Raw genomic sequence first — 11482 nt, 5'->3', positions numbered from 1 at the left:
TCGCCGATGGTAGTGTGGGGTTTCCCCATGTGAGAGTAGGTCATCGTCAAGATTCATTTCGCAAAACCCCTATCTGCGCATGCAGGTAGGGGTTTTGTCTTTGTGCTCCCAAAAAGTCCCCTGGCCTCACAACAATCCCTGTGGGAGCGGGCGTGCCCGCGAACACGGGCGAAGCCCGTGCCATGCCCCCCAGCGAACGCATCACGCGTGATATCGTTTCCCCCACCAACCTCAGCTCAGCACCTGCCAGAGAGTTTCCGATGCCCCACACCACCCATCTTCACCCCGGCTTCATGATCGTCCACGGCAACCGCCTCGACGATTTGCGCAGCCTTGTGGTGAGCTGGATGCGTCGCTACCCGCTGGCACCGTTGGAAAACGAAATCGCCCTGGTGCAGAGTAACGGTATCGCTCAATGGCTCAAGCTGGCGCTGGCGGAAGACCCGCTGGAGGACGACCAAGGTGGCTGCGGCATCGCCGCTGCAATCGAGGTTCAACTGCCCGGCAGCTTCATGTGGCAGTTGTACCGCAGCGTGCTGGGGCGCGATGAAATTCCCGAGGTATCCCTGCTCGACAAAGCGCCGCTGACCTGGCGCCTGATGCGTCTGCTACCAGCGCTGATCGAGCGCCCGCACTTCGAGCCGTTGCGCCGCTTCCTGACGGACGACGGTGACCAGCGCAAGCGCTACCAGCTGTCCGAGCGCCTGGCCGATCTGTTCGACCAGTATCAGGTCTACCGGGCCGACTGGCTCAGGGACTGGGCAGCGGGTGAGCACGTGCTGAACACCGCCCGTGGCGAACGCAAGGCCCTGCCCCCGGCTAACCGCTGGCAGGCCGAGCTGTGGAAGGCCTTGCTGGAAGACGTCGGCGAAAAAGGCATGGCGCAGAGCCGGGCCGGCGTGCACCAGCGCTTCATCGAACGTATCAATAGCCTGGAACAGGCTCCCCCCGGGTTACCCTCGCGGGTGATCGTGTTCGGTATCTCGTCGTTGCCGGCCCAGGCCTTGGAGGCATTGGCCGGCCTCGCACGCTTCAGCCAGGTGTTGTTGTGCGTGCACAACCCTTGTCGCCACCACTGGGCGGACATCGTTGCCGACAAAGACCTGCTGCGCCACCAATACAAGCGTCAGCAGCGCAAACAAGGCATGCCCTTGCAGCTCGACGACCAGGCCCTGCACCAACACGCACACCCATTACTGGCTGCGTGGGGCAAGCAAGGCCGAGACTACATCAACTTGCTCGACAGCTACGACGACCCGGGTAGCTACCAAGGCGTGTTCAGCGATGGTCGCATCGATCTGTTCAGCGACGGTTCACCCGCCACGCTGCTCAATCAATTGCAGGACGACATTCTCGAACTCCGCCCGCTGGCAGAAACGCGCGCGCTGTGGCCGCCGGTCGATCCCGCCAACGACCGCTCGTTCCGTTTTCACATTGCCCACAGCCCCCAGCGCGAAGTGGAGATTCTCCACGACCAGCTGTTGGCCCGCTTCAGTGCCGACCCCACATTACGCCCGCGTGATGTCATCGTCATGCTGCCGGCCATCGACACATACGCGCCGCACATCCGCGCCGTTTTCGGCCAACTGCAGCGCAATGACCCGCGTTACATACCGTTCACCCTGACCGACCAAGGGCAGCGTGGTCGGGAACCTCTGCTGATTGCGCTGGAACACCTGCTCAAGCTGCCGGACAGCCGTTTCGCAGTCAGCGAAGTGCTCGACCTGCTGGATGTCCCGGCGGTAAGAGCCCGGTTCGGTATCCGCGAAAACGACCTGCCTACCCTGCATCGCTGGATCGAAGGCGCAGGCATTCGCTGGGGCCTCGATGCCGAGCAGCGAGCCAGCCTTGGCCTGCCCGCCGGGCTTGAACAGAACACCTGGCGCTTTGGTTTGCGACGCATGCTGTTGGGGTATGCCGTAGGCGTGGGCGAAGCGTGTGACGGTATTGAGCCGTACGATGAAATCGGTGGTCTGGACGCAGCCCTGATCGGCCCGCTGGTGGCCCTGCTCGACGCACTGGATGTCGCCTGCCAAGCCCTGGCCGAACCGGCCACCGTCAGCCAGTGGGGCGAGCGCCTGCATGCCCTGTTGCATGTGTTCTTCCTGGCCGAGGACGAGCACGACGAATTCCTGCTGATCCAGTTGCAGGATCTGCGCGATAGCTGGCTTGAAGTATGCGAAACGGTCGGCCTGCAGGACCCTCTGCCATTGACCGTGGTACGCGAGGCCTGGCTGTCGGGGCTGGACCAAGGCAAGCTGTCGCAACGTTTCCTGGCGGGCTCGGTGAATTTCTGCACCCTCATGCCCATGCGTGCGATCCCATTTCGGGTGGTGTGCCTGCTGGGCATGAACGATGGTGACTACCCCCGCGCCCAGCAGCCGCTGGACTTCGACCTGATGGCCAGCGACTACCGCCCCGGTGACCGCTCACGCCGTGAGGACGACCGTTATCTGTTGCTCGAAGCGCTGCTGTCGGCACGTGACCAGCTGTACGTCAGCTGGGTCGGGCGCAGTATCCGTGACAACAGCGAACGCCCGGCCTCGGTGTTGATCGGGCAGCTGCGCGACCACCTTGCGGCGGGTTGGCAGCTGAACGGCGCACAGCAGGGCCAGGCGACACAGGCTGGCGAGCAGCTGCTGCACGCCCTGACCCAGGAGCACCCGCTGCAACCGTTCAGCCCGCGCTACTTCCAGAAGGGCAGCCCGCTGTTCAGCTATGCCCACGAATGGCAAGTGTTGCACCAGCAGAGCGAGTGCGACCCGCAGGGCGAACCAGCCCTGGCGCCCTATCAGGATGATGAAGCGCTTACCCTGACCCAGCTGAGTGACTTCCTGCGCCACCCGGTTCGGCATTTCTTCAGTCAGCGCCTCAAGGTGTACTTCGAAGCGCTGGAGGCGCCGACCCCGGACGAAGAACCCTTCACCCTCGACACCCTGCAGCGCTACGGCGCCAGTGAAAGCCTGCTCGGTGTCGCCTTGGCCGCACCGGGCAACGCCGAGCAGGCCCTGCAGGCTCAGGCCCGGCGTTTGCAGGCTTGCGGCGTGCTGCCACTGGCGGGGTTCGGCGAGCTGCTGCAAAGCGAGTTGATCGAGCCGTTACCCGACCTGCTGCAACGCCACCAGCAGTTGCTGCAACGCTGGCCGCGCTTGGTCGAGGGCGCTTTGCCCGTTCATTTCGAGCACGGCCGGCACCGTCTCGAAGGCTGGCTGGGGCGGGTATTCCAGGCCGACGACCAAAGCCTTCTGAGTATTACCACCGTGCCCAACACCATCAGTGCGGGGCGCAACAACTTGAAGTGGCACCGCCTGATCGCGCCCTGGGTCACCCACTTGGCGGCCTGTGCCGCAGGCTACGCCTACCATAGCGCCCTGGTCGCCAGCGACCTGACCTTGTTGCTGGCACCGCTGCCGCAAGGCGCCGCCGGGCAACTGTTGGGCGACCTGCTGGTGGCGCGCCAGGCCGCGATGAACGCGCCCCTGTCGGTCGCCGCCAAAACCGCTTTTGCCTGGCTGGCCCACGACGATGCCGACAAAGCCCTGGCCGCTGCGGCCCGCGCCTACGAGGGCGATGAACGCAACAGTTTCGGCGAGCGCAGTGAAAGCATCGCCCTGGCTCGGCAGTTCCGTGATTTCGCCGCACTCACCGCCGACGAAACCTTTGAAGGCTGGTGCGAAACCTTGTACCGCCCATTGTTCACCGCACCCTGGCAGACCCTGGGCAACCCGGAGAAAGCCGCATGACCCAGGCCCGCCCCTTGGCGTTGAGTTTCCCCTTGCATGGCAGCCAGCTGATCGAGGCCAGTGCCGGCACCGGCAAGACCTTCACCATTTCCGCCCTGTACCTGCGCCTGATCCTCGGGCATGGCGGCGAGCAGGGTTTTGCACGCGAACTGCTGCCACCGCAGATTCTGGTGGTGACCTTCACCGACGCCGCCACCAAGGAGTTGCGCGAGCGTATCCGTGCCCGCCTGGCAGAAGCTGCACGCTTCTTCCGTGGCGAGCTGGAGGGCGCCGACCCTTTGCTGCACCAACTGCGTGACGACTACCCGCAAGAGGCCTGGCCGCGCTGTGCCGGGCGCCTGGAAATTGCGGTGCAGTGGATGGACGAAGCAGCGGTATCGACCATTCACGGCTGGTGCCAGCGCATGCTGCGCGAGCACGCTTTTGACAGCGGCAGCCTGTTCACCCAGACCCTGGAAACCGACCACAGCGAGCTGCTGGGCCAAGTCATGCGCGATTACTGGCGGCGCTTCTGCTACAGCATGCAAGGCCAAGCGCTGGCGTGGGTGCGCAGCCATTGGGTCAGCCCCGACGCCTTGCTCCCGCGCATCCGCCCCTTGTTCGGTCGGGTGCGGGCCGAGCAGCACGGCGCGGAACCGGCGGCACTGATCGAGGCATCGCTGCAGCAGCGCAGCGAACAGTTGGCCCGGCTCAAGGCACCTTGGCTACAGTGGGCCGAAGAGTTGCGGCAGATCTGCCGCGATGCCCTGGCTGCCAAGCAGGTCAACGGCCGCAAGATGCAAGCGCGCTATTTCGAACCCTGGTTCGACAAGCTCCACGCGTGGGCTACGGACGAACAACAGGTGGAGCTCGACCTCGGTACCGGCTTCACCCGCCTGACCCCGGCCGGCATGGCCGAGGCCTGGAAGGGCGAGCCACCCGCGCACCCAGGCCTGGATGCCATGCAGACCCTGGCGCAACACCTGCAAGCCCTGGACAGCCCGGATGCCCCCCTGCTCGAGCATGCCGCCAATTGGGTTTCGGCACGGTTTGAAGTGGAGAAGCGCCGGCGGGCAGAAATGGGCTTTGACGATATGCTGGTGCGCTTGCAGCACGCACTGGCCAGTGAAGCCGGCGAGCGCCTGGCCGGGCTGATTCGTGAGCAGTTCCCGGTGGCCCTGATCGACGAATTCCAGGACACCGACCCGGTGCAGTACGGCATTTTCGAGCGTATCTACCAGATCAGCGAAAACCGCCCGGACACCGGCCTGTTCATGATTGGCGACCCGAAGCAAGCAATCTACGCCTTCCGCGGTGCAGACATTTACACCTACCTCGCCGCACGGCGGGCCACCAGCGGTCGGCTGCACAGCCTGGACACCAACTACCGCTCCAGCAAGGCCATGGTGGCGGCAGTCAATCAGGTGTTCCTGCAGGCCGAGGCGCGTCAGGGAGGGCGCGGGGCGTTCCTGTTCCGCGGTGCGGATGACAACCCGTTGCCGTTCATCGAGGTGCACGCCAAAGGCCGTAGCGAACAGCTGGTGATCAACGGCGAAGCCAGCGCTGCCCTGCAATGCTGGCAGTTGCAGAGCGACGAGCCGGTATCCGGCAGTGTCTACCGCCAGCAACTGGCCGCCAGTTGCGCCAGCCACATTGTCGATTTGCTCAATGGCGGCCAGCAAGGCACGGCCGGTTTCCGCAGTGCCGAAGGCGAACTGCGCCCCTGCCTGCCGTCAGACATCGCCATTCTGGTGCGGGATGGCCACGAAGCGCAGCTGGTGCGCGCCGAGCTGGCCGCACGCGATGTACGCAGTGTGTACCTGTCCGACAAGGACTCGGTGTTCGCTGCCCAGGAAGCCCACGACCTGCTGGCCTGGCTCAAGGCCTGCGCCGAGCCCGATTCGGAGCGCCTGCTCAAGGCGGCCCTGGCCAGCCTTACCTTAGGCCTGTCGTTGCCCGCACTGGACCGTTTGAACCAGGACGAGCGGGTCTGGGAAGGCTGGGTCATGCGGTTCCGCTACTACCGCGAAACCTGGCAGCGCCAGGGCGTACTGCCTATGCTGCGCCACCTGCTGCATGACTTCCAGCTGCCGCGCACGCTGATCCGCCGCAGCGATGGCGAACGGGTGCTGACCAACCTGCTGCACCTGGCCGAGTTGCTGCAGCAGGCAGCTGGCGAACTGGATGGCGAACAGGCGCTGATTCGCCACCTGGCCGAGCACCTGGCCAGTTCTGGCCAGGCTGGCGAGGACCAGATCCTGCGCCTGGAAAGCGACGAACAGCTGGTCAAGGTGGTGACCATCCACAAGTCCAAGGGCCTGGAGTATCCGCTGGTCTACCTGCCGTTCATCTGCACCAGCAAACCTGTGGACGGTAGCCGGCTGCCGCTGGCCTGGCACGACCCTGAAGGCCACGCCCACCTTACCCTGACCCCAGGCCAGGAGCAGATCGAACGCGCCGACGATGAGCGCCTGGCCGAAGACCTGCGCCTGCTGTATGTGGCCCTTACCCGTGCCCAGCATGCCTGCTGGCTGGGTGTCGCCGACCTCAAGCGCGGCAACCAGAAAACGTCGCAGTTGCACCGCTCGGCGTTGGGGTATCTGCTGGGTGGCGGCCTTGCCCTGGCCAGTTCGGCGCAGTTGGCCGACTGGTTGCAGGCCCTGGCCGCGGGTTGCCCGCACATCGCCTGCCCAGGCCTGCCGCCGGCGCAGCAGCAGGTGTATCGCATGCCCCACGCCGAACGTGAATTACTGCCGGCACGCAAGCCACGCCGCGCCGCCGCTGAGCACTGGTGGATCGCCTCCTACAGCGCCCTGCGCGTTGGTGACCAAACCCTCGGTGCCGACAGCTCGCAGGCCCAGCAACTGCAGGATGACGAAGTCGTCGATGTGCAGGTGCTGCGTGAAGTCCCGGCCGACAGCGGTGATATCCACCGCTTCCCGCGGGGGCCGAACCCCGGCACCTTCCTGCACGGTCTGCTGGAGTGGGCAGGCCGCGAAGGCTTTAGCCTGGTAAGCCGTAACCCGCAGTTGATCGAGCGAACCGTTGGCCAGCGCTGCAACCGCCGAGACTGGACGGGTTGGATCCCCACCCTCAGCCAGTGGATGCAGCGCTTGCTGAGCGAGGCCTTGCCGTTGCCCGGCAGTGGGCAGAGCGTGACGCTCGGGGAGCTGTGCACTTACCAGATCGAAATGGAGTTCTGGTTCGCCAGCCAGCGCGTCGACGCCGAGCAGCTGGATCGTCTGGTAGCACGCCACACCCACCCCGGCCTGGCGCGCCCGGCGGCGCAGCCGACGCTGCTCAATGGCATGTTCAAAGGGTTCATCGACCTGGCCTTCGAGCTGGACGGCCGCTATTACGTGACCGACTACAAATCCAACTGGCTTGGCCCGGATACCCAGGCTTACGATGCCCTGGCCATGGAAAAAGCCATCCTCGAACACCGCTACGACCTGCAGTACGTGTTGTACCTGCTGGCCCTGCACCGGCAACTGCGCGCGCGGCTGCCGGATTACGATTATGACCGCCACGTGGGCGGTGCCTTGTTCATCTTCCTGCGGGGCGCCAGCAGCAGCGGGCACGGCGTTTACTTCACCAAGCCACCGCGTGAATTGATCGAAAGCCTGGATGCGCTGTTCCGTGGCGAGCACCCGCCCACCCAGAAGGACCTGTTTGCCGGAGTCATGCCATGAGTCGCAGCCTTGTCGACCTGTTGCCCACCCCATTGCACGCCGAGTACCTGCTGGCGCTGGCGCCGCAAACTGACAGCGGTGACCTGCTGCAACTGCTCGACCGCTGGGTCGAACGCGGCTGGCTACGGCCGCTTGACCGTGCGTTCGTGTCATTTCTGGAAGAGCGGGCCCCAGGCAGTGACCCCTTGCTGCTGCTTGCCGCAGCGTTGGCCAGCCATCAACTGGGCCACGGCCACGTCTGCCTCGACCTGCAGCAAACCCTGGCCGAGCCCGACTTTGCCCTGTCGTTGCCGCCAGAGGGCGACGCACTGACCGGCCCGTTGCTGTTGCCTTCGCAATTGCTGGCCAACCTCGACTTGCAAGCATGGCGCCAACGCATCGTTGCCAGCCCGCTGGTGGCCGCTGGCGACGCACCGGGCCAGCAGGCGCGCCCACTGGTACTCAGCGGCCAGCGCTTGTACCTGCGCCGTTACTGGAGCTACGAGCGGCGTATCGACCACACCTTGCGCCTGCGCCTGAGCCAGGCTGAAGCAGCGCCGGCGGGCTTGCCGCAACGCCTGGCGCAGTTGTTCGAGGGCGGCGCCCCGGCAGGCCAGGTGGACTGGCAGAAGCTCGCCTGCGCCCTGGCCACCCGCGCCGGCTTCAGCATCATCACCGGCGGCCCCGGTACGGGCAAGACCACCACGGTGGTGCGCCTGCTGGCGTTGTTGCAAGCGCCGGCGGTGGAGCAGGGCAGGCCATTGCGTATCCGCCTGGCGGCACCCACTGGCAAGGCCGCTGCCCGCCTGACCGAGTCCATTGGCCAGCAGGTCGAGCGCCTGCAGGTCAGTGCCCAGGTACGCGAGCAGGTGCCGACCGACGTCAGCACCGTGCACCGCCTGCTCGGTAGCCGCCCGGGTTCGCGGCACTTCCGCCACCATGCGGGCAACCCGTTGCCGTTGGATGTGCTGGTGGTCGACGAAGCCTCGATGATCGATCTGGAGATGATGGCCAACCTGCTCGACGCCTTGCCAGCGCGGGCACGCCTGGTATTGCTGGGTGACAAGGACCAGCTGGCCTCGGTCGAGGCCGGTGCCGTGCTGGGTGACTTGTGCCGGGACGCCGAAGAAGGCTACTACGCGCCGGCCACCGCCAGCTGGCTCGAACAGGTCAGTGGCGAATCGCTGGCTGGCAGTGGCCTCAAGGTTGGCGATGAACAGCGCAACCCGCTGGCCCAGCAAGTGGTGATGCTGCGCTTTTCGCGGCGCTTTGGCGAAGGCAGCGGGATTGGCCAGCTGGCGCGGCTGGTCAACCGGCAGGACGCCCACGCGGCGCGCAACCTGCTGGCCATGCCACCGGCTGATGTGCACAGCCTGGTGCTCAGGCACGAGCAGGACCGCGCCTTCGACCGCCTGCTGCTCGACGGCTTGAACCAGGGCAGCGAAGGGCCACAAGGGTACCGCAGTTATTTGCGTACCCTTGGCCGCTATCGGCCGTTGCTGGATACCCCGTTCGACGACCCCGCCTGGGAGCAGTGGGCGGGCAAGGTGTTGCACAGTTTCGAGGACTTCCAGTTGCTGTGTGCGGTACGCCGCGGTGCCTGGGGCGTCGAAGGGCTTAACGAGCGGGTGGCGCGGGTGCTGCACGGCGCCGGCCTGATCGATAGCCAGCAGCCTTGGTACGAAGGGCGCCCGGTGCTGGTCACCCGCAACGACTACGGCTTGGGCCTGATGAACGGCGACATCGGCATTGCCCTGCGTTTGCCGGACGAGCGCGGCGAGCCGCTGCTGCGGGTGGCCTTCCCGCGTAATGACGGCAGCGGCGGCGTGCGTTTTGTCCTGCCCAGCCGCCTGAATGAAGTGGAGACGGTATTTGCCATGACGGTGCACAAGTCCCAGGGTTCGGAGTTCGGCCACACCGCACTGGTACTGCCCGACGCACTGAACCCGGTGCTGACCAAGGAGCTGGTCTACACCGGGATCACCCGCGCCAAGCACTGTTTCAGCCTGGTCGAGCCGCGCCAGGGCATTTTCGAAGAAGCGGTGTCGCGCAAGGTAAGGCGCATTTCCGGGTTGATGCTGGAGCAAGTCTGACCCCGGCCCAAATCAGGTGGAGATCCCCTGTGGGAGCGGGCATGCCCGCGAACACGGGCGCAGCCCGTGCCAACCACCGCGGTGCCTGCCTTTCTACAGTGATGCGGCCATGTGCTATCGTTGCGCCGAGACCAGAAAGGACTTTGAGAGATTCCCCACATGCATGTGGCCGCAAGACGTGTGACAAGCTGTGCGGTTTCGCTATTGCTGGCCGTCCTGTTTATCGCTACGGATCCTGCCCGGGCGGACACTGCAACCACCAACGCCCAGGCGCAGCAACGGGCCAAGGCCGTCACCCAGGTCGTGCTGGGCATTTTCAGCTACGCGCGCTGGCCGGTGGAGCCGTCTCCATTACGCCTGTGCCTGGTCGGCCCCACCGAATACGCTGATGACCTGATCAAGGGCCAGGTGCAGGCGTCTGGCCGCCCGCTGCAAGTGAAGCGCTTGCTGGCAGATGACAGTCAGGTCGCTCAGGCGTGTGATGCGATCTACATCGGCAAGCTCGACCAGCGCCAGCGTGACAAGCTGTTCGAGCGGGTCAGCGGCTACCCGGTCCTGAGCATCAGCGAATCGAATGACCCATGCACCCTCGGCAGCCTGTTCTGCCTGCGGGTCAGCGACCAGCAGGTGGCCTTCGAGGTCAACCTTGACTCGGTGGCGCGCTCCGGGGTGCGCATTCACCCCAGCGTGCTGCAACTGTCGCGGCGCCGGGCGGTGCAACCATGAAGCCGACCCGCAAGCGCAGCCTGCGCCCAACCCTGCGCTCGGTGCTGGGCCGTGCACACTTGAATGTCGCCTTGCTGGCCGTGGGCCTGGCCGGTATTTCCTTGACCCTGTTGGGCGTGCTGGCCTTGAGCGCCTACGCCAATCACAACCTGCAACTGATTGCCCGGTCGATCAGCTACACCGTGGAGGCGGCGGTGGTGTTCGATGACAGTGCCGCCGCCAGTGAAGCGCTGGGGCTGATCGCCAGCGCCGAGGAAGTGGCCGAGGCCAGGGTCTTCAATGGTGAAGGCGAGCAACTGGCGCGCTGGCAGCGTGCCGATTCGGGCATGCTTGCCCTGCTGGAAGCGCAGGTCGCCAGCGCGTTGCTGGACGAAACGGTCAAGCTGCCGATCATGCACCAGCAGCAACAGATCGGCCGCATCGAACTGGTTGGCCAGGGGCGTAGCCTGTTGCTGTTCATGCTGGGGGGGCTTGCCGGTATTCTGTGTTGCACGGTCTTGAGCGCCTTGGCTGCCCAGTACCTGTCGCGGCGCCTGCTCGGCGATATCACCCGGCCGCTGCGCGGCTTGGCCAGCGTCGCCCACGCCGCCCGCCGCGAGCGCAGCTTCGACCGGCGTGTGCCGGAAACGGCGATTGCCGAGCTCAACGAGCTGGGGAATGACTTCAACGCCCTGCTGGACGAACTGGAAGTGTGGCAAAGCCACCTGCAGAGCGAAAACCAGACCTTGGCCCACCAGGCCAGCCACGACAGCCTGACCGGCCTGCCCAACCGCGCCTTCTTCGAAGGGCGCCTGAGCCGCAGCGTGCGCAACGCAGCCAGCCAGCAGGATCACATGGCGCTGCTGTTCCTCGACAGTGACCATTTCAAGCAGATCAACGACACGCTGGGCCATGCGGTGGGGGACGAGGTACTGATCAGCGTGGCCGAGCGCCTGCGTGCCCAGCTGCGTGAGCATGATCTGGTTGCACGTTTGGGCGGCGATGAATTCGCCGTGCTGCTGACGCCCTTGCAAACGCGCCGGGATGCCGAGCACATTGCCGAAAAAATCGTCGCCAGCATGAAGCTGCCGGTGCAGCTGGACAGCGGCCGCAGTGTCGCTACGTCGGTGAGCGTCGGTATCGCCTATTACCCGGAAGACGGCGCCGACCCGGCCAGTCTTCTGGATGCCGCCGATACGGCGATGTATCAGGCCAAGCGCAAACGGCGTGGCCATTGGCAAGTGGCGCAGACGGAACGGTCCGCCAACCCTATCGACAACAGGAGCTGAAC

The 11482-nt window shown here is 65.4% G+C and carries 5 protein-coding genes; all 5 read left to right on the top strand.

Annotation, left to right across the window (positions count from 1 at the left end; genetic code table 11):
* Positions 1-260: 260 nt before the first annotated feature.
* Positions 261-3743: an exodeoxyribonuclease V subunit gamma gene (gene recC, locus QME24_RS22405; RefSeq protein WP_280091856.1), complete on the top strand. Its 3483-nt coding sequence runs from the start codon at positions 261-263 to the stop codon at positions 3741-3743.
* Positions 3740-7414, top strand: coding sequence for an exodeoxyribonuclease V subunit beta (recB, locus tag QME24_RS22400; protein ID WP_280091855.1), 3675 nt, complete (start codon positions 3740-3742; stop codon positions 7412-7414). The genes recC and recB overlap by 4 nt, the downstream gene beginning before the upstream one ends.
* Positions 7411-9486, top strand: coding sequence for an exodeoxyribonuclease V subunit alpha (recD, locus tag QME24_RS22395; RefSeq protein WP_280091854.1), 2076 nt, complete (start codon positions 7411-7413; stop codon positions 9484-9486). The genes recB and recD overlap by 4 nt, the downstream gene beginning before the upstream one ends.
* Before the next feature lie 159 nt (positions 9487-9645).
* A complete protein-coding gene (locus QME24_RS22390) occupies positions 9646-10212 on the top strand; it encodes a YfiR family protein (protein WP_033690595.1) in 567 nt (188 codons plus the stop codon).
* Positions 10209-11480 (top strand): diguanylate cyclase, encoded by a 1272-nt coding sequence (locus tag QME24_RS22385; protein ID WP_054905848.1) that lies wholly within the window; start codon positions 10209-10211, stop codon positions 11478-11480. The genes QME24_RS22390 and QME24_RS22385 overlap by 4 nt, the downstream gene beginning before the upstream one ends.
* Positions 11481-11482 lie beyond the last annotated feature (2 nt).

This window comes from Pseudomonas sp. PARCl1, assembly GCF_947311875.1.
Classification (GTDB): Bacteria; Pseudomonadota; Gammaproteobacteria; order Pseudomonadales; family Pseudomonadaceae; genus Aquipseudomonas; species Aquipseudomonas juntendi.
Note: the sequence above shows the minus strand (reverse complement) of the source record. Positions and strands in the feature narration are given on the sequence as shown.